This window comes from [Flexibacter] sp. ATCC 35208 (genome assembly GCF_001975825.1).
Taxonomy (GTDB): domain Bacteria; phylum Bacteroidota; class Bacteroidia; order Chitinophagales; family Chitinophagaceae; genus Chitinophaga.
On record NZ_MTKN01000049.1, the window covers coordinates 38,976 to 61,896 of the forward strand.

General features: G+C 43.4%; 29 protein-coding genes. 12 read left to right on the forward strand and 17 right to left on the reverse strand.

Annotated elements, in window-relative coordinates:
• Nucleotides 1-3: 3 nt before the first annotated feature.
• Nucleotides 4-1,275: an HAD-IB family phosphatase gene (locus tag BW716_RS25370; RefSeq protein WP_083727345.1), complete on the reverse strand. Its 1,272-nt coding sequence runs from the start codon at nucleotides 1,273-1,275 to the stop codon at nucleotides 4-6.
• A 103-nt stretch (nucleotides 1,276-1,378) separates the two neighbouring features.
• Complete coding sequence (locus BW716_RS25375) at nucleotides 1,379-1,735, reverse strand: helix-turn-helix domain-containing protein (protein WP_220388829.1); 357 nt, start codon at nucleotides 1,733-1,735, stop codon at nucleotides 1,379-1,381.
• 93 nt (nucleotides 1,736-1,828) lie between these two features.
• On the opposite strand from BW716_RS25375, the gene BW716_RS25380 reads away from it, so the two are divergent.
• A complete protein-coding gene (locus BW716_RS25380) occupies nucleotides 1,829-2,605 on the forward strand; it encodes an alpha/beta hydrolase family protein (protein WP_083727349.1) in 777 nt (258 codons plus the stop codon).
• A gap of 73 nt (nucleotides 2,606-2,678) precedes the next feature.
• Here BW716_RS25380 and BW716_RS25385 read toward each other — a convergent pair whose 3' ends face one another.
• From BW716_RS25385 to BW716_RS25405, 5 genes are all read right to left on the reverse strand, one after another.
• On the reverse strand, nucleotides 2,679-4,193 hold the full coding sequence (locus BW716_RS25385) for a carbohydrate-binding domain-containing protein (RefSeq protein WP_083727351.1): 1,515 nt from the start codon (nucleotides 4,191-4,193) through the stop codon (nucleotides 2,679-2,681).
• A gap of 55 nt (nucleotides 4,194-4,248) precedes the next feature.
• Nucleotides 4,249-4,680, reverse strand: a complete 432-nt coding sequence (locus BW716_RS25390) for an SRPBCC domain-containing protein (RefSeq protein ID WP_083727353.1) — start codon at nucleotides 4,678-4,680, stop codon at nucleotides 4,249-4,251.
• Nucleotides 4,677-5,015 (reverse strand): helix-turn-helix transcriptional regulator, encoded by a 339-nt coding sequence (locus BW716_RS25395; RefSeq protein ID WP_083727355.1) that lies wholly within the window; start codon nucleotides 5,013-5,015, stop codon nucleotides 4,677-4,679. The genes BW716_RS25390 and BW716_RS25395 overlap by 4 nt, the downstream gene beginning before the upstream one ends.
• A 173-nt stretch (nucleotides 5,016-5,188) precedes the next feature.
• Entirely contained in the window at nucleotides 5,189-7,360 is a 2,172-nt protein-coding gene (locus tag BW716_RS25400) for a glycosyl hydrolase family 28-related protein (protein ID WP_083727357.1), read from the reverse strand.
• A 67-nt stretch (nucleotides 7,361-7,427) separates the two neighbouring features.
• Nucleotides 7,428-7,748: a hypothetical protein gene (locus tag BW716_RS25405; protein ID WP_083727359.1), complete on the reverse strand. Its 321-nt coding sequence runs from the start codon at nucleotides 7,746-7,748 to the stop codon at nucleotides 7,428-7,430.
• Nucleotides 7,749-7,820: 72 nt separating this feature from the next.
• On the opposite strand from BW716_RS25405, the gene BW716_RS25410 reads away from it, so the two are divergent.
• The gene (locus BW716_RS25410; RefSeq protein ID WP_083727404.1) at nucleotides 7,821-8,402 is read left to right on the forward strand and encodes a TIGR00730 family Rossman fold protein; all 582 of its coding nucleotides are present in this window, start codon (nucleotides 7,821-7,823) and stop codon (nucleotides 8,400-8,402) included.
• A gap of 87 nt (nucleotides 8,403-8,489) precedes the next feature.
• On the opposite strand, the gene BW716_RS25415 is transcribed toward BW716_RS25410, so the two are convergent.
• On the reverse strand, nucleotides 8,490-9,449 hold the full coding sequence (locus BW716_RS25415; RefSeq protein WP_083727361.1) for a GlxA family transcriptional regulator: 960 nt from the start codon (nucleotides 9,447-9,449) through the stop codon (nucleotides 8,490-8,492).
• 655 nt (nucleotides 9,450-10,104) lie between these two features.
• Here BW716_RS25415 and BW716_RS25420 point away from each other — a divergent pair.
• Nucleotides 10,105-10,863 (forward strand): alpha/beta fold hydrolase, encoded by a 759-nt coding sequence (locus BW716_RS25420; protein WP_143709027.1) that lies wholly within the window; start codon nucleotides 10,105-10,107, stop codon nucleotides 10,861-10,863.
• 108 nt (nucleotides 10,864-10,971) lie between these two features.
• Here the strand turns inward: BW716_RS25420 and BW716_RS25425 are convergent, their stop codons facing one another.
• Nucleotides 10,972-11,310, reverse strand: coding sequence for a S24/S26 family peptidase (locus BW716_RS25425; RefSeq protein WP_083727365.1), 339 nt, complete (start codon nucleotides 11,308-11,310; stop codon nucleotides 10,972-10,974).
• 101 nt (nucleotides 11,311-11,411) lie between these two features.
• Here BW716_RS25425 and BW716_RS25430 point away from each other — a divergent pair, with 101 nt between their 5' ends.
• The 4 genes from BW716_RS25430 to BW716_RS25445 all read left to right on the forward strand — a co-directional run bounded on the left by BW716_RS25430 (nucleotide 11,412) and on the right by BW716_RS25445 (nucleotide 13,531).
• A complete protein-coding gene (locus BW716_RS25430) occupies nucleotides 11,412-11,954 on the forward strand; it encodes a hypothetical protein (RefSeq protein WP_083727367.1) in 543 nt (180 codons plus the stop codon).
• Nucleotides 11,951-12,502, forward strand: a complete 552-nt coding sequence (locus tag BW716_RS25435; protein ID WP_143709028.1) for a hypothetical protein — start codon at nucleotides 11,951-11,953, stop codon at nucleotides 12,500-12,502. The genes BW716_RS25430 and BW716_RS25435 overlap by 4 nt, the downstream gene beginning before the upstream one ends.
• A gap of 85 nt (nucleotides 12,503-12,587) precedes the next feature.
• On the forward strand, nucleotides 12,588-12,935 hold the full coding sequence (locus tag BW716_RS25440) for a nuclear transport factor 2 family protein (protein ID WP_083727370.1): 348 nt from the start codon (nucleotides 12,588-12,590) through the stop codon (nucleotides 12,933-12,935).
• 23 nt (nucleotides 12,936-12,958) lie between these two features.
• A complete protein-coding gene (locus tag BW716_RS25445; protein WP_083727372.1) occupies nucleotides 12,959-13,531 on the forward strand; it encodes a Crp/Fnr family transcriptional regulator in 573 nt (190 codons plus the stop codon).
• On the opposite strand, the gene BW716_RS25450 is transcribed toward BW716_RS25445, so the two are convergent.
• Nucleotides 13,526-14,128: a class I SAM-dependent methyltransferase gene (locus tag BW716_RS25450; protein WP_083727374.1), complete on the reverse strand. Its 603-nt coding sequence runs from the start codon at nucleotides 14,126-14,128 to the stop codon at nucleotides 13,526-13,528. The two genes, BW716_RS25445 and BW716_RS25450, sit on opposite strands and share 6 nt — an antisense overlap.
• Nucleotides 14,129-14,158: 30 nt before the next feature.
• On the opposite strand from BW716_RS25450, the gene BW716_RS25455 reads away from it, so the two are divergent.
• Nucleotides 14,159-14,617 carry a YcxB family protein gene (locus BW716_RS25455; protein WP_083727376.1) on the forward strand — a complete coding sequence of 153 codons (459 nt, stop codon included), beginning with the start codon at nucleotides 14,159-14,161 and terminating at the stop codon, nucleotides 14,615-14,617.
• Here BW716_RS25455 and BW716_RS25460 read toward each other — a convergent pair.
• Nucleotides 14,614-15,849: an MFS transporter gene (locus BW716_RS25460; RefSeq protein ID WP_083727378.1), complete on the reverse strand. Its 1,236-nt coding sequence runs from the start codon at nucleotides 15,847-15,849 to the stop codon at nucleotides 14,614-14,616. The genes BW716_RS25455 and BW716_RS25460 overlap by 4 nt on opposite strands.
• Before the next feature lie 105 nt (nucleotides 15,850-15,954).
• Here BW716_RS25460 and BW716_RS25465 point away from each other — a divergent pair, with 105 nt between their 5' ends.
• Nucleotides 15,955-16,308 (forward strand): helix-turn-helix domain-containing protein, encoded by a 354-nt coding sequence (locus BW716_RS25465; protein ID WP_083727380.1) that lies wholly within the window; start codon nucleotides 15,955-15,957, stop codon nucleotides 16,306-16,308.
• Nucleotides 16,309-16,479: 171 nt separating this feature from the next.
• On the opposite strand, the gene BW716_RS25470 is transcribed toward BW716_RS25465, so the two are convergent.
• From BW716_RS25470 to BW716_RS25490, 5 genes are all read right to left on the reverse strand, one after another.
• Entirely contained in the window at nucleotides 16,480-16,884 is a 405-nt protein-coding gene (locus BW716_RS25470) for a helix-turn-helix domain-containing protein (protein WP_083727382.1), read from the reverse strand.
• Between the two features lie 182 nt (nucleotides 16,885-17,066).
• Nucleotides 17,067-17,942 carry an NAD(P)H-binding protein gene (locus BW716_RS25475; protein ID WP_083727384.1) on the reverse strand — a complete coding sequence of 292 codons (876 nt, stop codon included), beginning with the start codon at nucleotides 17,940-17,942 and terminating at the stop codon, nucleotides 17,067-17,069.
• Between the two features lie 76 nt (nucleotides 17,943-18,018).
• Nucleotides 18,019-18,873 (reverse strand): AraC family transcriptional regulator, encoded by an 855-nt coding sequence (locus BW716_RS25480; protein WP_179091264.1) that lies wholly within the window; start codon nucleotides 18,871-18,873, stop codon nucleotides 18,019-18,021.
• A gap of 10 nt (nucleotides 18,874-18,883) precedes the next feature.
• Nucleotides 18,884-19,720, reverse strand: a complete 837-nt coding sequence (locus BW716_RS25485; protein WP_083727388.1) for a response regulator transcription factor — start codon at nucleotides 19,718-19,720, stop codon at nucleotides 18,884-18,886.
• Between the two features lie 9 nt (nucleotides 19,721-19,729).
• Complete coding sequence (locus tag BW716_RS25490; protein ID WP_083727390.1) at nucleotides 19,730-20,122, reverse strand: nuclear transport factor 2 family protein; 393 nt, start codon at nucleotides 20,120-20,122, stop codon at nucleotides 19,730-19,732.
• Here BW716_RS25490 and BW716_RS38505 point away from each other — a divergent pair.
• From BW716_RS38505 to BW716_RS25500, 3 genes are all read left to right on the forward strand, one after another.
• Complete coding sequence (locus BW716_RS38505) at nucleotides 20,121-20,246, forward strand: hypothetical protein (protein ID WP_255373901.1); 126 nt, start codon at nucleotides 20,121-20,123, stop codon at nucleotides 20,244-20,246. The genes BW716_RS25490 and BW716_RS38505 overlap by 2 nt on opposite strands.
• A 33-nt stretch (nucleotides 20,247-20,279) precedes the next feature.
• Nucleotides 20,280-21,053: a helix-turn-helix transcriptional regulator gene (locus BW716_RS25495; protein ID WP_083727392.1), complete on the forward strand. Its 774-nt coding sequence runs from the start codon at nucleotides 20,280-20,282 to the stop codon at nucleotides 21,051-21,053.
• Nucleotides 21,054-21,114: 61 nt separating this feature from the next.
• Nucleotides 21,115-21,735 carry a bifunctional 2-polyprenyl-6-hydroxyphenol methylase/3-demethylubiquinol 3-O-methyltransferase UbiG gene (locus tag BW716_RS25500; protein WP_083727394.1) on the forward strand — a complete coding sequence of 207 codons (621 nt, stop codon included), beginning with the start codon at nucleotides 21,115-21,117 and terminating at the stop codon, nucleotides 21,733-21,735.
• A gap of 179 nt (nucleotides 21,736-21,914) precedes the next feature.
• Here BW716_RS25500 and BW716_RS25505 read toward each other — a convergent pair whose 3' ends face one another.
• Nucleotides 21,915-22,796: an SDR family oxidoreductase gene (locus tag BW716_RS25505; protein WP_083727396.1), complete on the reverse strand. Its 882-nt coding sequence runs from the start codon at nucleotides 22,794-22,796 to the stop codon at nucleotides 21,915-21,917.
• Nucleotides 22,797-22,921: the final 125 nt, after the last annotated feature.

A 22,921-nucleotide genomic window follows, 5' to 3' on the forward strand; every position in this document is an offset into this window, starting at 1 on the left:
ATCTTAGTATAAATATCTAAACTTAATCGTTCCTTCTATCTCTTTCAATCCTTTCAGCACCTGCTTATCATACTCCGCCGTCACATCCGTAATCACATACCCGATCTTATCATTCGTCATCAGGAACTGGCTGATAATATTAATCCCTCTCTCGGCAAATACCTGATTCACCTTCGCAATCATACCCGGTACGTTCCGATGAATACCAATCAAACGATGTGCATTCTCCACCGCCGGTAATTGCAGATGAGGGAAGTTACTACTCTTGAAAGTATCGCCATTATTAATAAACCTTGCTACGCGTTTCGCAACGGACAATGGTTTCTTCAGGTTATCAAATACCACAATTCCACGGGTAGTACAAGCATCATAATCAATGTGTGCACTACCATTTCCCATATAACCTATTACTTTCAGCTTAGGTGCCTGGTCTAACAACGACCGATCCACCTTTACACCTGCTGCCAATAAAAGTATCCCTGCATCCCCAATCGCTTCCTGAGAAGTCTCAATAGCAAACCCATCTTTTTTCAGAAAATCTACTGGTTCCTGCTCTACCTCCCCCACTACCACACAGGTAATCCTATTCTTTGGATAAGACAATGCACTTGGTAAGTTATTCACATACAGGAACTCATCAAAACTCGGTGTCACGTGATCTGCTTTCTCCGCCACCGCCTTACGCTTAATGTTCTCCGTAAAGGCAAAGAACTTCTTGATCATCCCAAACTCCTTCAGCTGGAAGTCTGAATGCCCATCCCCAATACCATAGATATCGCCGGATAATTGCATGTCTTTCAACAGCTTTACCTTACCACCTTCGTCAGAAAGCGGGTTGGCTTCATCAAAACCAATGATTTTACCATCGGCATCGAACACAAAAGTATTAGCGTATATATTCTCTTTTTTGATATGATAAGGCAGTACTACAGGGGTAATGAACTCCTTGAACCCACCAGAAACAATCAATACATCGTCCGCATGGTGCTTGAAAAACTTCTTATTCCTGGAAAAAGAGACGGACACCTGCTTTTTCAGGTGTTTGATCAGCAATCCCAGGTGCTCTTTGTTGGCTTCCAGGAGCTTCACCCTGCCGGAAAGACTCTCTCTGAAAGACAGTTTCCCTTCCATGGCCAGGTTGGTCAGATCTTCAATCTTCTTGTAGATGGCCTCCCGCTCCGGGTGGTCCTGTAATGAAATTCGCGCCAGCTCATCCAATGCTTCGACCTGCGTAAAAGTGCTGTCGAAATCAATAATGTAATAGTTTTTATTCACAGATCAATTGGTTTAAAGCTACGCTCAGTGGGGGTAGCTCCCCGAAACAGGCGCTAAAACTACAAACGAAATGGGAATTTTCTAAGGAAAAAATTAAAAGTTATTACTCCCATTCCCTTTTCCCCCACTCATGCAAATCCTGCACGATCTCCAGCAATGCCGCCCCCTTCTCCGTCACCTCATACTTCACCTGGCAAGGCATCGTATCCGGCACATTCAACTTTACAGCCAGCCCTTCCGTAACAATCTCTCCTAACCGCTTTGACAGTACCTGATCCGAAATAGTAGGAAACACCTTTTTCAGCTGACTAAACTGGTACACCTCCTGAGAAATACAAAATAGCACCTGCATTTTCCATCTTGGACTAATCAGCTCCAATACCTCCGACACCTGACAATGTTCTGCCAGTACCTGCAGGTTGTGTGCATTCATGGAGCTGGTCTTGACTTTTGTTGCCATAATTAAATCATTCATTGTGCGACTCACTTTCGGGTGAGCTATTGAATACCCAAATGACTACGTCTACTTTTGAGGTACAAAAATATCACAAAAATGAAAAGGAAATTTTTCTATTGTCTGCTGCTATCTTTTGCAGTGGTTGGCTTAAGTCATGCCCAGACTTTCGTGCTGGTACATGGTGCATGGCATGGGGGTTGGTGCTGGAAAGAAGTAGCCAAAGAATTGCAGGCACAAGGGGCAGAAGTATACACACCTACTTTAAGCGGATTGGGAGAGCACCAAAATGTACTCGATACCAACATTAACCTGGAAACACATATCCAGGATATTGTCAATTTTATTAACATGCAGGATCTGCATGATGTAATATTAGTAGGACATAGCTATGCAGGGGCCGTCATCGCAGGTGTGGCAGATCGTATACCGGCAAGATTGAAAAAACTAATATTCTTAGATGCGATGCTCATTGAAAACGGGAAGAGTGCACTCACATCACAACCAGCCAATCTATCTGACAATGTAAGAGCAGCCACCGCATCCAGCAATGGATTATCAGTACCCGTATGGTCTCCTGAAGTTTTTGGGGTAACTGATCCTGCACAAATCAAATGGGTGAGCGAAAGACTGACACCACAACCATTCAGAAGCTTTGATCAAACATTATCATTAAAGCATGTTTACGGCAATCATCTGCCACTTACTTACATTGCCTGTACAAAGCCACAAATGGCACAGTTAAAGGTATTCGGAGATAAAACAAAAAGTAGCAAGGATTGGAGTTATTATGAATTGCCAACCGGGCACGATGCGATGATAACAATGCCAAAAGAACTAACTGCTTTATTATACAAAATATCGCAAGTACAATAACGCGAAATTGTAGCGCCGCAGGACCACACAAAAAAATGGCTTTCGCCGAAGGTGAAAGCCATTTTTAAAATATTTATCCTTCCGAAATACTCCCACCAATCTGCGTCACCGTACTACTAGTCGTAAACGTCGTTCCACTCGTTCCCCCAGAATAACTACCACTCAGATATAACCCATTAAAACTACTTCCATCCGTCACACTCCCACCTGTATACACTGTATAAGTAGTATTAGACTTCAACTTACTCCCCGCAAACAACAACGTACTAAACGCCTTTGGTGCCAAAAACGTCATCGCCTCTGTTCCATCCGCCGCTTCTATATGCACAATCTTATTCGCACTACCACTCCCCATCACCAATGAATTCACTGTAGACACACTCGCAGTCGGCTCACTCGTCGCACCACCAATACCTACTATCAAACCACCAGTTATCTTTAATGTACGTGCATCCACATCTATCCCCGCCTCCGGCGATCCACTACCTGCCGCCACTACAATACCACCCGTAATCGTAAACGTCCCATTAGAATCCATCGCATCATTACCAGAACTGATACTATAAATATGCCCACCATTTATATAAATAGCAGTACCTGCATTTATACCATCATCCACTGTATTCGTAGACACATAACCATCATTGATCGTCAACACACTCTTACTCTCAATACCCTCACCCTCTGTAGTCGTAATCGTAATATTCCCCCCATTGATCGTCACATACGGCGTAATCGTCTCATCCCCATCATCATAAGTAGCACCAATACCTTTCCCGGCAGTATTAATCACAAAAGTACCATCATTCACTACGATATACCCTTCCTCACACTGAATACCATCATCACTGGATGTTATCTTCACGGTACCTCCATCCGCAATGAATGCATCATTGGTATGAATACCATCATCCACTGCACTTGTCACCGTAATATTCCCTTCGCGAATCCGTACATACTGATCAGAACAAATCGCATGTTTATATTTACCCGTCAGGTTCAATGTACCTGTACCACTAAATATAACCTGCCCTTCTGCAAACAATGTCCCTTTCTGATCTTCTGTAGATGTAGCATAGGTCGCACCATCCACCAATGTATTCGTCGTACCATCTGCCAACACAATAAACACACGCTTCTTGGATTGCAAATTCAATGCAGGTCCGTCACTATTGGTAATAGTCGCACCATTCAATGTCACTTGATATTTATTGTCGCTATAGATCTTCACAGATCCATCAGTAGTAGTACCCGAAATAACAAACGCTACTTTCGATGTAGTGGCAGTAACGGTTACATCGTTACCACTGGTCGTGACTGTCACACCATTACCATCTAACGGATTCGTAACAGTAACAGTCGTTCCAAAGTCAATAGTCACCGTACTGGAAAATGTAGAATTTTCCACCAGGTCATCTTCATCAGCAGCCGTCTCAGTCGAGCCTTCGGCCGTACCTGTCGTAAATGTACTGTCAATGCTGGAACCGGAGCCAGTTGTCGTCGTTGTGTCGTTCTTTGAGCAACCGGCAGTAAACAAAAGGGCTGTTGCAAACAGCGCTACATAATAAGGTAATCGGTATAGTTGCATAACAAGTTGTTAAAGAATCTTTGATATGCAAAACACCTGAAAGTTTAATGATAATTTAACTTACCTTATTCAGATAGTCTTTCAAAGAGATGGTCATGAGATGGGTCCATCCGCCTCTGAAGCTGTCTACAGCGAAATCAGGATGCTGCGGGAAGCTATCCAATCCTTCGTGCGTCAATTTTAATCTTGTCTGATCTCCTTCATCAAATAGTTCAAACGTCACAGTAGAGTAACCTTCATAATCCTTGTATTGCCAACTATATTGTAATTTCTGAAGCGGCTCTGCAATCGTCACCTCGCAAAGATGAATGTATTGTTCACCCTTATGCCCCTGTCCCGGAAAACTAAATTGAAAGCCTTTCTCTGCTTTAAAATCATCCAGGTTGAAATACCACTCTTTCATCTTATCCTTATCTGTAAGGGCCTCCCACACTTTTTCCACAGGCGCATTGAATGTTTCTTCAATTACAATAACATGGCTGCTCATTTCTTTTTGGATTTATGGGGTGATGAATTGTCTTCAAGAAAGTTTTTCAATGCCTGCATCTTGTGTTTCCAGAACGATTCATATTGACGGATCCATTCCTGTACTTCTTCTAATTTCTCCAACCGGGCCGCGCAATACCGCTCCCTGCCCTGTTGCCTGATTTCAATCAAACCACATTCTACTAAGATCTTTATATGCAGGGAAATAGCTTGTCTGCTCACATCAAAGTTCTCCGCAATCGCGTTGAGATGACGGGGCTCGCGGGATATCAGGTGAATGATTTCCCGTCTGGTAGGGTCTGCTATTGCCTGAAACACATCTCTTCTGGCTTCCATAAATACGCAAGCATTTGCTTGCACAAATAAACAAAAAAAAGGCACACGAGCGCCCTTTCTAAAATTATTTATTTTATAACTCCACCTATATGGGTAACCCTGCCTGTTATTTTAAAAGTAATGTCTGGTACATACGTTTCACCCACATAATATCAACTCTTAAATCTGTCAGTTTACCTCACCTGGTACCCCTCTGCTTTCAAGGCTTTCTGGATATCCATCGTACCGAATTGATTATCATGTATAAATAAATTATTCACCACCCGACCTACGCCGTAAACGGCCAGGCCATTCTTTGCTCCACTTACTTTATTTCGCTCTATAATCGCATCCTGTACATCATTCACTTCGCCCCCCGGAGATACCCGGATATAGCTTTTCCCACTTAAGACATTTCGCCTGACCAAAGATCCTATGTTTAATCCGGAATGTCCTGAACCAATTATGTTAATCTGTTGATCCCCACGGAATCTATCTTTCTGATTTACCTGTGGAGTATAGGTGCCGTCACTTAATTCACAATCCACGATGTCAATGTACCAATTCGGTTGTCTGCCATAATTCACATAAGAGCCTTTGCCTATGATACCTGCGCTACGTTGCATTTTTAATCCTGCTATCACACAGTTTTGGGCTGAGCCATAAAATTGAAAAGCACCTGCATCTGTAGCGGTGTTATTCACAAAAAATAAATGATCGCGGATCGTTGTGATACTAATAACTGAACTGGTATCTGGTTGCACAAGAAATGGTTCATCCAGTTCGATCTGGTCCATGGTATGCTGTACGATTCTTCTGAATTGTCCCGACCCTTTGCCATCGATGATAAAAAGCCCACCACCAATCCATTTATTAGCAGCCCATTGAAAGGTACTGCCATCTTTTCTAAGAGAAATACGGTTGCCACTGGCACCGCCCACCTTTCCGAAATACCCGCCGCTGCCACCATCCAGCGTCATCACTTCCCGGTCATTGATATAATTGAAGGGGGTTACATTTCTGGCTTCGTACAGATCATAGCTTTCATTGATGGTAGCTCCATATCCATAGCCGTTAGTTTGTTTATAACAGTCTTCGAAGATCAACCCCTGCGGATGAATTTTCATATACGTCTTTACACTACCACCTGCTTTTTCAAATCTACAACGCTGAATAAATCCGCTCACACCTACAAATGAAAACATCCCCGCGGTTTTAAACACACAATCTCTTACCCTGATATCGTGTCCTTTTAACTGAATCCCTGTCTTATTCCATTTGCTATCCAGTTCAGCGAGGGCGTTGCCAATGTCTTGTTGTACGATGAGTCTTTCTAAAATCACATGACCATCGCCACTATTCATTATGATGCCCAGTGCCCGGGATGCCCGAATAGTAAGATCCGTGAGACCAAAGTGATCGGCTCCACTGATAAGGGTTGCAGCGGCAACAGGTCCAAAATTGATGACCGTTCCCTTTTGTCCTTTTACCATCACCCCATTGGGGATAACTAATCCCTCTGATAATATGTAGTTGCCAGCGGGAACATTTACAATGCCACCATCATGTGCAGCAGTCAATGCTTTTTTAAAAGCCTCGGTGTCATCCTGCGAGCCATTCCCTTTTGCACCATATGTTTTTACATTGAAGGCCTGCGTAGACCACATTGCTTTGTTCACGATATTGACAGTGAGCGGTGTGCTCCATGCTGTTTTGCCACCAAGGCCATTGTGATAAAATAACTGGTATTTACCTTGCTGGATAGTAGCGGGGAGGGTTACTTTCACAGAGTAATCATCGTAGATGCTATCTACTTTTACTTTAAACATTTTCCCATTGCTAACCAATACCACTTGTCCGCTACCACCTTTGCGAAACAGGTTCTTCCCTTGTATCCTCAATACATCTCCTGCAGCAGCTGCATTATATCCATCCTCACTAATCACCCAGTTTACAACCGGCACATTTACATAAAAGCCACTGACAGCACCTTTATTGTCTGTCATACGCACACAATACACCCCTTGCTGCAAAGCATCGGGTATAATTACTTTAACAGACTTTTCATTTTGCTGTATCTTATCCACAGGCATCATTCTTTCGCCGGCGATCATCCTACTTCCTTTGGAATCGGGTAAATGATCTGGTTCCGGCAATGGCACGTATGCAGGAGGAGAGTTATCCACCCGGTCATCTGTGAGTCGGCCCACTTCAATTTTTGAAATCAGGTCAATACCTTCTCCTCTTATTAACACAGTTTCCCCGGGTGCGGTAGCAGCAGTGGTAACATGAAAGAGTTGTGGCGTATTCTGCGCAAATGCAGGTAAATAAAAGATAATGATGGCAAGAAAAAAGAGACGTTGCATAGTATTACTTGTTTCAGTAAACACTGGACTATACTATATAAGCGCAGAAACTATGCCATGGTTATTACTATTCAAAAGGAGTGAATGTTGAAAACAGGTTACACATCTCTTCCAGTCCGCCTACGGGTACATATTCACATACAGCGGCATATTCTTCCCATAATTTTAATACGACCGGATGTGTATGTGCCTGTTCAATGGCAGCATCAGATTTCCATTCAAAAACTTCAACGACAGTGCCATTTTTTGCTTTCATGATAATGGGAGTTCTGTCAGAAACAAGATCTGCGCCTTTTAATAAACTGTAATGTTTACGGGTTAATGTATCCAACTCTTTTTCTTTTCCGGGTTTAGGTTGGTAGCCAACGATAACAATTCTTCCAGACATAAGTTATGATTTTTAATGGGATTAAAATACAACAAATCCCAGTACCTTTGCAACATCAAACCCATCAAAATAATGAAAAGTATAACTGTCTTTTGTGGATCCAGTGCTGGTTCAGATAGCATCTTTATGGAACAAGCATTTCAGCTGGGTAAAACACTTGGAGAAAATAATATCGGACTGGTATATGGAGGAGCAAAAGTAGGCCTTATGGGCGCAGTAGCAGATGGTGCACTGTCAGCCGGAGGTAGGGTGACGGGGGTGATTCCCGACTTTCTGAGAGCAAAAGAAATTGCGCATACAGGTTTGACAGAATTATTAATTGTGGATAGTATGCATACCCGTAAGACGAAGATGAATGAACTGTGCGAAGGGGTGATAACGCTGCCAGGTGGGTATGGTACCATGGAGGAGTTTTTTGAGATGCTCACCTGGGCGCAGTTAGGTCTGCATAGAAAACCGATTGGCATATTGAATACTAACGGGTATTATGATGCGATGATCACATTGGTGCAAACTATGGTGGATAAAGGGTTTTTGAAAGAGATCAATCAGGATATGATTTTGGTGAGTGATGATATTGATACCTTGTTGGATAAGATGAAGAATTATGTGGCACCTGCGGTGGGTAAGTGGATTAATAAAGATGAGGTGTAAATATTATAGCACTGTCTGAATTTCAGTATTGATGAAGTATACCGCTTACAGCACTGTTTGAATTTCAGTATTGATGAAGTGTACCGCTTATAACGCCGTCTGAAAACGTTTCCTGTATTCGGACGGCGTCACATCAAATACCTTCAAAAACACCCTGCGCATATTTTCTGCATTCTTAAACCCGCAAGCAGCAGCAATCTCTTCCTGTGTCAGATGTTGCGCTGTCAAACTTCGACACGCTGCCTCCACACGCATCTTTTCCATAAACTTCACAGGGGTAATGTTCATTTCCTTCACAAACACCCTGGCAAAATTCCTTGGGCTCATCAACACTTTTTCCGCTAATTCTTCCACAGTTATTTCCACCTGCAAATTATCCATGATCCAATCTACCGCCTCCCGCACAGGGGCATGATCGATTGCCTGCGCAGCAAGTACCGTACTATATTGCGCCTGGTTACCGGGTCTTTTTAAAAACAACACCATTTGTCTGGCGATCTCCAAAGCAAACCGTTTCCCCATATCTTCTTCCAGCAATGCCAGTGCGAGGTCCATTCCAGTAGTAATCCCCGCTGAAGTATACACATTTCCATCTTTGACAAAAATCGGCGCAATATCCACGTTAACTGAAGGATAAGCTGCCACTAATCGCTCACACAAGCTCCAGTGGGTAGTAGCTTTTTTACCATTTAATAACCCAGCTTCCGCAAGGATAAAAGCTCCAGAGCAGACAGAACAAATTCTTCTGATCCGGGGGGCTTGCTGCTGAATCCATTCAATCGCTTTAGGATGGATATTTGCTGGCAGGTCTTTAGGCAAGCCTGCTATAATCAAAGTATCGATCGCTTGATGAAATGTAGCATAGTTATGCTCACAAGTAATATGCATACCCGATGAAGTCCGGATCTGGTTCGTTGCTTCTAATGATACAATATGTGTCTGGTATATCGCCCCTGCCTTGTCGATGGCTTTGGTAAATACTTCCAGCGGCCCGGCAAAATCCAGCAGGGTGGAATTGTGCGTAATCAAAAAGACAATGTGCTTCACGAAAACAAAAGTAACTGGTTGGAAATATCCTTCACAAAAAACAAATGTAGCTGTTCGGAAATATGCCTCACGAACATAAAGTTACCGGCTCAGATACATCCTTCACAGAAACAATGTTACCTACCCGGAAATACACCTCACGAACATAAAGTTACCTGCTTGAAACAATGTTACCCACCGGCTATACCCCTCACGAACACAAAGATACCTGCTTAGATACATCCTTCACAGAAACCATATTACCCACCGGCTATACCCCTCACGAACACAAAGTTACCTGCTCTGATACATCCTTCACAGAAACAAAGATACCCACTGACAATACCCCTCACTAACATAAAGTTACCTGCTTAGATACATCCTTCACAGAAACAATGTTACCCACCGGCAATACTCTCACGAACATAAAGTTACCTGCTCTGATACATCCTTCACAGAAACAAAGATACCCACTGACAATACCCCTCACTAACATAAAGTTACCTGCTTAGATACATCCTTCACAGAAACAATGTTACCCACCCGGAAATGCCCCTCACGAACACAAAATTACCCACCCGGCAATCCCCCTTACGAACACAAAAATAACCATTTTGGCAGGAATTGCAGGTTCTTTGTCTTCCTGCCACCCAATCATTCCTTCTACTTTTGCTACATGGATACAATTCTTTTACTACATGGATGGCCGCAGACCTCGCATATCTGGCGGCATGTGATACCTGCCCTTTCTACACAATACCATCTACTGGCACCAGATCTGCCTGGACTAGGCACTAGTCCTTTTGCGACACAGTATGATACCGGGCACATCGCTCAATTAATAAAAGATTATCTCGATGCCGAACAGGTACAACAGTGTCATATAGTAGGCCATGATATCGGTGGCTGGGTAGCCGTCGCCTTTGCCTTACAATTTGAATCAAGCTGTTTATCACTGACAGTGATGGATGCAGGAATTCCCGGATTGATGCCTTTGCAGATGTTCCAACCCGGCAATGCGGGAAAGGTATGGCAGTTCTATTTCCATGCGGTAGCTGATATTCCCGAAATATTGGTCATCGGCAAGGAGGAGGAATATTTAAACTGGTATTTCAGTCACAAATCATATGTAAAAGGTACGATTGACAATGAAGTCTATTACAAAGCCTACAAAGGAAAGGAGCGCCTGGCAGCAGGTTTTAATTATTACAGGGCATTCAATACAAGTGCAGAACAAAACAAGGCGCAGCTAAGAAAATTGAAGATACCGGTAATGGCTGTAGGAGGGGAGTATGCAGTAGGAGAAAATATGCGGGCAGTAGCAAAGGAGTTGTCAGAAGCGGGAAGGACTGTGGTGATACCGGACTGTGGGCATTATATCCCGGAAGAACAGCCGGTAGCCGTGGTGAGTTTGTTAAGAGAATTCCTGGAATAGTAGTGCTTTTTACTGAGAGAATTCCTGGAATAGCGGAATGGTGTTGGTTCCCTGTAAATTTCCAGAAACGCGCTGGTAGTTAATAGCTCTGTGTAAATAACCCAATAGCTATTTCGCCCCCGTCACTTCACTCCTGTAAATCACCTGGTGCTGATACTCCCCCAGCACCACCTTCCCATACACAATCCTCGTCCACCCATTCTCATGCCCATGATTATTCGCAATCAAATACCCCTTATGCGCATCCATCTTAATCACCTTATGCGCATCAATATACCTCCCTTTCACCTTACAAAACACAATATCTCCAATCTGATATCCCTCCGCTCTCACAAACGTCAAGGTACTCCCACTCTTCAAAATCGGTAACATCGAACTCCCAAAGGCTTTCATCTTTCCCGTCCCATTTTGGGCCAATTCACTCTTTAATCTTTCAAATTTGTTCATCTTATTCAATTTTTAATACCCAAATATCCACCCCTCCTGCGCAGCTTTTTTGCGCAGTATTACATTTTTTTATATATTTATCCCTATAAAGACCTATTCCTATGAGCAACAATCTTGTCATCAATCAGGTGATCCCCCACCTGACCGGTTTGATGTTTACTGCCCCCGACAAATTCTTTGCCCAGACAAAAGCGGTCGCAGCAACAATGTCTCCTCAAACACTCCCTTTATTACGTAGTCACCTCCATTCGGACTTACCCGTTCCCGACGGTGTAGATCAGTCACAACTGGGCCTCACAGGATGGTTATCCGCCTGTCAGTACACCATTTTCGAAGTCATTTATCATATTGGCACCCCGGCAGTTCCTATGCTGAAAGAGATTGCCTTTGGCGAATACGACTGGATCCAGGCAAATGCCCTCGACCTCCTGACCCGCTTCTATATGGATGGCAAATTAGGGGCAGAGATCATCGATGAAATTGATTCTAATCTGGGTGACATGCGATATGAATCACATTTATATTACGCACAACATTTGATAGCTTTGAGGCGCAAAGATCAACGATATGAAACGCAGGTGATTCAGCGGATAAAAAGCCCACATCTGCATGACGCCATCAAAGAAATCATGAATGAAAGATGACTTATGAACGGCCACTAAACGAACAGGAAGAAGCCTACTTTAAAAGCAGACTAAGACACCGCAACTATTGCAGAATAGCCATCTGGCCATTACTAGGCATATTAATAGGTATATTGACACAAGCCTGGCAAGGGATTATTTTCTTTCTGGCAATGGGTACGTGGCTCACGTTTTTCATCAACTTTCACTACCGGGAAGTCAGGCGTTTCTTACAAAAAAATCGAATCACAGTACTCCCCATCCGCGCCACCCGATATCTAAAAGTGAGAGAACAGTTTGGTGATGGTGACTCATATTTGTTTCAATTAACAGATGACACGATTATTCTGGTGAATATGCAGACATCATTTGAACCAACAGATGATTTCGAAATTATCACGGGCTATGGTATGCATGACCAGATCATCTATCGACATTTTATGCATATTGGCGATCCTATACCACTTGTAGCTGAAATAAATGATCCTTTAATCAATCCACCATTTGAGTTTACAGAATATCAAACTTATAGTGTGGCACATGGCCAGATAGAAGATCTGTTAGTATAACCCTTTTTGTCATAAAACCCTTCAACTACTTAAACATTTTCCCCCTCCGCATTCCCGTCCTTTGCCCTAACAAAATCAACATCACATGATACCATCAGTTGAAACCATGATAGAGCAATACGTCAACACCTGGAATGCGACCCACCTCGACGCCTACAAAACAGGCTTCACCTCCTGCTGGGCGCCGGACGCCATTTACACCGACCCCAACCATGCCCACATCCAGGGTGTAGACGCCCTCGCCGACCTCGCCCAAACCTCCTGGAACAAAGTCCCCGGCAGAATATTCAACATCCTCAAACGGCCCGTTTTCCACCACAACAGTGGCCGATATTACTGGACCGTTGCCCTACCGGAAGGCCCCCGCCAAGGCCTCGACTATTTCGAATTCAATGACCAATTCCAGATCACCCGCCTTGTCAGCTTTTTTTAATATCTTTTGCATTAAAAGGCTACATGCACAACCGGTTCCTCACCAATTTAGCACTACACATCTCCCTGGATCCATCTGAAACAGACCTCGTCCTGGCAAAACTCCATTCACGGCAGGTAAAAAAGAATACCTACCTCCTGCGCGAAGGAGACATCTGCAGACATTTTTATTTTGTCAATGAAGGCTGTATCAGATTATTCCACACAGATAGCAAAGGTGAAGATCACAATATTTTATTCTGTCCCGAAAACTGGTGGATCACAGACATCACCAGTTTTTCGGGACAACTACCTGCATTCTATAGCATCAGTACAATGGAAGATTCAGAAATATTCTACTTCACTCATGATGAATTAGAACAACTCTATCTCACCGTTCCAAAGATCGAACGCTTTTTCCGTATATTAATTCAAAACGGCTTCAGCATGTACCAAAGGCGTATCACCTCCAATCTATCACTGGCAGCCGATGAAAGATATGCCCGTTTTAGTCAGCTATACCCCGGCATCGAACAAAGAATTACCCAAAAACAAATCGCTTCGTATCTCGGCATTACACCCGCATTCCTCAGTATGATCCGGGGAAAGAAACTATGATTTCTTACACTTTATCAGGTAAAACGGATAGTTCTCCGTTACCTCATTGACTTCATACAACCCCGCATTCCCAAATTCCGCCTGAATAGACTCCCTGTCATAAAAGTACAGATTCACCCCACCAAACATTTCATATCTATCCTCACTCAACCTGGTCCCCTGCCCATAAGTAGGCGCAGCTTTCGAAATCACCGTAAACACCATATACCCACCCGGTTCCAGCTGTTCATAACAATCCCGGATCAATTTCGCCCGCTCACTACCATCCAGTAAATGAATCAGTGCATAACAAAACACCCCGTCATATTTCTCTTTATCAAACGGCATCTCCGTAACAGAACCATGATAAATCGTCATGGCCGTTCCATAATGTTTCCGCGCCATATCAATGGCAGTCTGGGAGATCTCAATCCCCGTCACATGCATCCCATTCTCCCTGAAGATCTCCGCATTCCGGCCATAACCATACCCAAGTACCAACACTTTTTTCACCCCTTGCTGCAGGAAGAGTTCCTTTGTCAATATAGCCGATTGAGCAGGCTCAAAGCCCCACATCTCCTGCTTTTCATTAAAACTCTTTTCCCAGAATTCTGTCATAATTCTCTACCTTTATTAAAAATATTTTGAATGACGTCTTTTTCACATACTTCTAAAATATCCCCTGCAGCCTACATAAAATTCCTCTATGCTCAATTCTATAAAAAGCCAACGATCCTCGTTCTCTACCTCTTTGCTTTCTACTTTCTGACCCGTATCATAAATGATACCGCAGGTATCCCTTCATTTGAGTTTTATTTTATCATTTTCAGCGTTATTTTCCCTAGTTTGATGATATACCTCACTTTGAAGAAACCAGGCGTAAAAAGGTACGTTTACGCCCCATTACAATATACCTTTACCGACGAAGCCATACTTATCCAGGGCGAAGACTTCAAAACCGAATTAAAATGGTCTGCCATCCGTAATGTGAAGGTAATGAAGCACCTTCTTTTCTTCAAAACAACAAGAACCAATGGTACCCTTTTCGATAAAGACCTGCTCACACCCGAAGAATTGGCATTTATCCAATCCAAAATAGCTGCTTAATTATACAGTTTCTTCGAATGTTGTTCGAGTGTTGTTCGAATGCTGTTCGAGTGTTGTTCGAATCCGCTTCGAGTGTTCTTCGACGCTTGTTCGACGCTAGTTCGACGCTTGTTCGAATAAACCCCTACCAAAAACGCCCCGCCTAACAACCCCAAACTCACCCAAACCACCGCATGTACCCCTCCATAGACAATCACCATGCCGCCTGCCGTCGTACCGATTGTGACTGCCAGATTGCCACAGGAAGTAAATACACTACTTATAAACTCCGGCGCCTCCGGTGCCGACGATATCACATTCATATTCGATATTAAAAATCCCCCCGTATGCACAAATCCCCATAACAACACCACCCCCACCATCGCATAGATACTCCCTCCGAAAAAATAAACCAACCCCAACACACCCCCTAACAAAAGAATAAACCCTAAGGTAGTCTTCTCCATACTCCTACTCAATAACCTTCCGGAAAGCCAGTTCCCCCCAATCCCCACCACACCAAACAACAACAACATCACACTTATCCACATTTCATTCATTCCCGTCACTTCCTTCAAATACACAGAAAAATACCCATAGGTCGCATACATCGCCGCTATCATCAAACAAGCCAATACAAACTGTCTCCACATCCTCACACTCTTTAACACGGCCAGTTGTGCGCCATACGATTGCCTGACACCCACCGGCATAGAAGGCATCAACACCCACAAACCCAACATCGACAACACATTCACACCTCCACACAACAAAAACGCTGCCTTCCAGCTAAACAAAGTAGCCATGTAAGCAGTCAGCGGTACGCCTAACACACTCGCTATCGTAAACCCACCAAACACAATCCCCGCCGCCCTCGGCGCTTCTTGCTCCGGCACACTTTTAATCGCGATCGTCAATGCAATCGACCAAAACACCGGATGCAAAAACGCCGGCAACATCCGCAAACACAACAAAACATAAAAGTTATGCGTACATGCCGACAAAAATGTGGATACTGCAAACACACCTAATGCCATCACCATCGCATGCTTACGATTCAACCCCGAAAACAACGACACCATAAACGGCCCAAACAATGCAATCACCAATGCAAACGCACTCAATAACCACCCAGCCCTATCCGTTCCTATCCTGAACGCCGCTGCTAATTGCGGTAATATCCCGATCACACTAAACTCCGTAGTAGTGATCCCCAATACCCCCAATCCTAATAGATATAATTTCCCTTTCATGCGCTTACATATTTTTTGCGCAAATTTGCAGGAAACAATCACCCAACTGATCGTATATACTTTTTAGTATGCTACTTACTTTTAGGAAAGTAAACCAATAACAACATGCCTGAATTCTTTCACGACAGCAAACTATATTATACGCCTATTGAGTTTGCACTCAGACACATCGGCGGTACCTGGAAAATGCCGATACTATGGCGCTTACAAAACAAAACCCTACGCTATGGTGAATTAAAGAAAGATATTCCCCACATTACCGACAAAATGCTTACCACACAACTGAGAGAACTGGAAGAGCTAGCACTCGTAACCCGCACCCTGTATGCAGGTGTACCACCCAAAGTAGAATATACCCTCACAGAAAAAGGAATGAAAGCCATCCCCGTTATCGAAACAATTATGAAATATGGATTTGACCTGATCCAGGAAGCAGGCATCGAATACCCACCCAAATAAATAATCGATATCACCACCGACCTCATCCCCCATTCAATAGGCGGAGTCAACATCTGACCCTACAAATTCCACCTTCATTTCCTTTACCACTGAACCAGGCCCAAAGTACATATTGAAGTACCACAGGAAAAAGGACTTCTATCTGAAAGAGGAAACCAGCATGTGGAGCTTCTAAAAAAACAGAGGTTGTGGTACATCAAAGACCACAACCTCTGTTTTTCCAATTACTTCTTTTCTATGCGCTACCCCCAGTTCTACAAGGTTTGTAATCACTCCTCTCATCGACCGTCCATACTCCGTCAGTTCGTATTCTACAGTGACATCGTCAAGACCGCGTTTTACAATATGATGTTCTTCCAGATCTTTCAGCACGGAAGACAATACCTTGGCAGAAACCCCACCTGGAATAGCTGTCTGTAAGTCTTTAAAACGTCGTTTCTCATGTTGTAAGAGCTGGAGAATCACTTCCATTTTCCACTTGCCATTCAGCACATCCAGGATGTCGTGTGCGACTCCCAGTTGCTGGTTGCAGTCCTTGTTCGAACTGAGCATTGTCTGTATTGGACATCCTTTCATACCATAAAAATAAAATTTTTTATGCCATCCGGATATTTGCTTTTAAAGTAGCCTGCTTACCAGTATACTGCTGGGGATAAATATTACCTGAGATAGTTGCTTTCTTCAAAAGGTTGTCTACATAAAGATTCCCTTTCTACAAATCTACAAAGCCCCCTCTGCGAAAGAGTTTTCAGCTACTTTTAAAAAGCAGCTGAAAACTCTTTCGCAAATTCTTCAATAGTTGTACGTCCCATTTCCTTTGGTGGATGCAGATCATAATCAGACCTCATGGCACCACTGTGAATCGCTGCACCCAGTTCTACCAATGGTGTTACCTGAAAGGGTTGCATCCCTCGTTCTAACAGCGCCTTTGTTACCTGCTCATCTGATAAAGTGACCCATTGCAGATCAGGCTTCCCGATTGCTGCACCGATGGCCTTTGCAGCAGCACTGGCAGTGATATCTACTCTGGCTACATAACGTACCAGATCGCTTTCTTTTTTCACTAACTCCTCTGCCGCAACAGTGGCAATATCTCTTGGATGTACCATCACTACCTTATCATCACCACCATAATTAGAACCAATAAATCCTGCATGTTTGATCATGCCCACAAAACTATACAGGTTGGTAAAAAATGAACCGGGACGTAAATGTGTGACAGCAACTTCATTGAGCGTATTAATAATCTGCTCTGCATGATAAGACCCCGTAATAAAACCAGTTCCTTTTTCTAAATGAGCCCCCCAACTGCTGAGGTGTACAATACGTTTTACACCAGCAGCCTTTACTGCCGCCACATAACTACGCGCAATGGTGGAATAATATTCAATATGATCAGGTGCACCGAAATTAGGTGGCTCCATCGCAAACAGTGCATCTGCTCCTTCCAACGTCTTTGTAAGAAAATCAACATCTTCCAGTTTGCCGATAGCGGCCTTTGCACCCAACGCTGCTATATCCTGTTGCTTTTCGGGATTCGTGCTGATGACAGTAACCCGATGTCCCTGCTGTAATAAATCCTGCGTCAATGGCTTGCCTATGTTCCCAAGAGAACCAGTGATAACAATGTGCATGGTGAATTATTTTTTATAGGACAAAGATCTATCGAAATAGGGTTCCTGATAAGGGCTGAAAGATGGGAAGATTGGGTTAAAAGTCGGAACCTTGCTTGTAAGCAGCCGGAGACATACCGGTTTGGTTTTTGAAAAACTTACCAAAAGTAGACTGATCTGCAAAATGCAGCATGTCTGAAATCTGAGCAATATTCAGGGAAGGGCTCTGTAATAAAATCTTCGCTTCCAGGGTAACGGCTTCGGAGATCCAGTCACCCGCAGTTTTACCAGTGATCTCTCTCAGGGTTTCTGTGAGGTGTTTAGGGCTAATAAAGAGTTGCTCTGCATAAAACTTCAGACTCCGCTCTTTCATAGAATGTGTATTGACCAATCGCTTGAAATCCGCTACCAATAGTTGTCCTCTATTCAGGTTTGCGGTAGAAGCTGCTGTATAAATGGCGGCAATTTCATATAGCAAACTATTGATGAGGTTGCGGAGTACATCATCTTTATAAGTTTGCTCCTCAAGGCATTTCTGTTGCAAAAACCGGATAGAATTAATGATCGGCTGCGGTGAAAGTAAATCTATTACCCCCTTAGCGCCCGCCCAGAAGAAACTGAATTTATCAGGATTCACATGATTATTAGTGGTAATAAAATCTCTTGTAAAGAAGATATCTGCCAGCTCATATTCAGGCGACATGTATTTCCATTGTTTGATCACATGAGGAGCCAGAATAACCAGGTTTCCCGGCACCACCTGATAGGTATCGAGGTTGATGCTCACTTCCGCATGCCCATTTACACATACCCCCAGTTTGTAAAAGTTACTACGGTAGGGCTGGTCGATGGCGATCTTTGGAATCTCCGGCTTTTGTCCGAGGAAGAAGACACCCTGCGCATCGTTGGTAGTCAGCTGGCCGAGTTGATATGTAGGAATGTGGTTGCTCATTTGGGTAAATTTACGCATTATTCTCCCATCCAACTGCCTCCCGATACACCAATGGCGACACCTCTGCATTATTCTTAAAAAACCTGCTAAAATAAAACTCATCATTAAACCCCAACTCAAATGCAATCCGCTTCACCGGCTTCGCAGTCATATACAATTCCCGTTTCGCCTCCGTCATAATCCTCTCCGCAATCAGATGACCAAGGGTTCTGTTAAAATGCGTTTTGCTCAATTTATTCAACGCCTTCGGTGTAATATTTAATAACCCTGCATAATACCCCGGACTATGTTCCTTTCTATAATATTGCTCAATCGCGTCCTTCAGTGATTGCAAAATAAAAGGTTCATTACCTACAGGCGCCACCACTTCCTGCCTTTCCAACTTCATCCTGGATGCATTGATCAGGAAGATCTTCAAAAATGCCATCACCACCTCATACTGTGCCAATGCCGGTCGCGACATCTCCTGTTCTATCTGTCTCACAATATTCATCAAAGACGCCATTTCATCCACCTGCAATTGCATCAACGGTAGCGCATAGATATTATTAAACAATACACCATTGCAAGCCACTTCCTCCTCATGTTGATAAATACAAAAAAAGTCAGGATGAAAATTGATCAACACACCTTCAATATCCCCTTTCACCTGAAAAGGCTGATACAACCCCAACGCCAACAACGTATTCTCCTGGAAAGTATATTCATACAGCTGTCCGCTTCCCTTTGTCACCAGCAGGATAGAATAATAATTATATCCTTTCTGTTCCTGCAATAACGCCCCTTCTTCAAGGCGAGACACCCTGAAAGCCATATTACCCGTCCGCGAACTAACCAATGTATACATACACTAAAGTTAGAAAAGTTTACGCTCCGATGCTGCAATCGCCAAATCATTTATACTGGCAAATCGTCTTTGCATCAAACCGTTCTCATCAAACTCCCAATTCTCATTGCCATAACTCCGGAACCATTGTCCCTGTGCATCATGCCATTCATATTCAAATCGTACCGCTATGCGGTTATCCATAAACGCCCACAATTCTTTCTTTAATTTATAATCCAGTTCCCGTTCCCACTTGCGCTGCAAGAATGTTTTGACTGCTTCCCGCCCATTAATGAATTCATGCCGGTTACGCCATTCAGTATCCACGGTATAAGCTAAACTTATGCGTTCAGGATCTTTTGAATTCCAGGCGTCTTCTGCTTTCTGTACCTTTTGTAAGGCTGTTTCTAATGTAAATTTCATGATGCAAAGTTGCAACGATAACCATAACCAGTACATGGACAAATGGAATGAGTGCATGGACAATCCGGCCAGACCCGAAGCACTGGATGCAGAGAAAGAACAGGCGTTCTCTACGAATATTTAAGATAGAGGAAATTTCTCCTATCTTTATCTCATCATGCAACACATCCCCATCAGAACAAATACAAGTTTTAGCATCCGGGATATCAACGATTATATGTCCGGTCAGAATATGATTCAATCGCTCCACCGTCATGATTTCTACTATTTGTTAGTGCTGGAAAAAGGCGCAGGTACACATAGTATTGACTTCACAGATTATACGATTACCGACCATTCCATCTTCCTCCTTCGCCCCGGCCAGGTGCATGCCATCCACCTACATTCCGGCAGCACAGGGTATCTATTACAATTTAATCAAAGCTTCGATCCCAGTCCTTTATTGCACACTGCTGCACAGCAAAACTTTTATCAACTGGAAAACACACTTGCTATATGCACGCAAATCTTTGAAGAATTTACCCATTCCAAAGAAAAATACGAAGATGTCATAAAATCATTACTACACATATTTTTCATCCATCTGCTTCGCACACAAAAACCCCTCACTGCCAATGATCAGTTACATACCTTACAGACGCTCATTGCAACTCATATCACCACACATAAACAGGTAGCAGATTACGCCGCCATGCTACACTTATCCGCATATCAACTCAACGCCATTACCAAATCAGCCCTCGGCAAGACATGCTCTGCCCTGATCAATGACCACATCATCCTCGAAGCCAAACGCCAACTTCTGGCCACGAAGAACCTTGTCAATGAAATCTCCTGGGCACTAGGCTACGAAGACGTTTCCTACTTTATTCGTTTCTTCAAAAAACACACAGGTCATACCCCCGAATCCTTCCGTCAAAACTTTAAATAGATCCGATACAATTTCATTTTTGTCCTATCAGTAAGCGCTCATCTGTGGATAATTTTGTGTTATGACAAACGAGCAATACAAAACCAGATGGGATAACCGCTATCGTGAAACTGATTTCGCCTATGGCAAAACACCGAATCTATTCTTCAAAGAATGGTTAGATCGCCTTGAAAAAGGCAGCCTCCTCATGCCCGCAGATGGCGAAGGCAGAAATGGTGTATACGCAGCTGCAACAGGTTGGCAGGTAACCTCCACAGACCTGAGTCCGGAAGGGAAAATCAAAGCACTGCAACTAGCTGGTGAATTAAATACGAATCTTACTTACATCGTAGGCGATCTCGAAACTATCAAATTTGAGCCTGCATCATTTGATGCCATCGGTTTGATTTATGCACATTTTCTTCCTGAGAAAAAATCAATTTTACATCGTCAGTTAGATACCTATTTAAAACCTGGTGGCATTATCATCTTTGAAGCATTTAGTAAAAACCACAATGCGAATGCAGAGGTAGGAGGGCCTACAGAAATAGCATGGCTTTTCTCGGAAGAGGAGATAAAACAGGATTTTCCTGATTATGAGATATTACTATTGAAAGAAGAAGTGGTAGGGTTGGAAGAAGGGAAGTATCATAATGGAGAGGGAACAGTAATAAGATTTGTAGGTAGGAAAAAAGCCGTCTAGCGATAGTATTTAATCCTTTGTGTNNACACAAAGGATTAAATACTACCCTTAATTTTCAACTTTGATTTTTCTCCTCTTTAGTTAGCGTCTAATTTTATACATAATATTTAAAACAGGAAAGGCAAACCTAAAAGATTTGCCTTTTTGTTATTACTTGATCAAACAAGGACATATTTACCTTACTTAAAATAATTCTCCTCCATATCCTCAATCAATCCCACCTCCTTCGGCTGCCATCCCAATTTCTCCTGCGTCAACTTACCTGAACTTGGCTGATCCATAGACCACATCATCCCCAAAAATCCCATGCTCGCACCCGCCTCTTCCGCTGGAATACTCTTCAAAGGAATATCCAGGTGCTTCGCCATCACACCCGCCAGTTCCTTCGTTGTAATACCTTCTTCCGCCACCGCATGATATATCGCCCCCGGGGTAGATTGCTCCATCGCCAGAACAAACAACCTGGCCGCATCATTCCGATGTACCGCTGGCCATCTATTCTGCCCTTCACCAATATAAAAAGCGGCACCACCTGTCTTTGCGGCATTGATAATAATCGGAATAAATCCCTGATCACCAGCAGCATGCACAGTAGGCGTCAATCTCACGAGAGAAGCATTTCCTCCACGCGCCACCACAGCAGCAACCGCCTCTTCTGTAGCAATTCGGGGAATTACATCTGTACTAACCAGTGGTTGATCTTGCTCCGTAGTTACAGTTCCCCTGGCAATCAACGCCGTTCCTGAAGCCACAACTATAGGTCCTTTTACAACTTCCCCCATCGCCCCGATCACCTGCCGGTCCAGCTCACAATATTTCTTAAAATTAGCAAAGTCATGAATAAACCCGGTATGTATCACAGCATCTGCCTTTGCCGCCCCACTTTTAATACTTTCCAGATCTTCCAGGTGTCCTCTATGTACCTCCACACCTGCAGCTTCCAGTTTCTGCGCAGCGGCATCGGTACGTGCCAATCCAATCGGATAATGCCCTGCCTTTAATAATTCCTTTACAATGGCTGAGCCAATAAAGCCCGTAGCGCCGGTCAAAAATACCCGCATAAAATTTTGATTTTATACTACAAATTTGACATAGAATAGATGCTCAAAACAAGGTCATTTGACACAATTTTACTACTTTCAAGGTATGTTTGATCGTCTGGAAGCATTGAAGTTGTTTAGTCTTT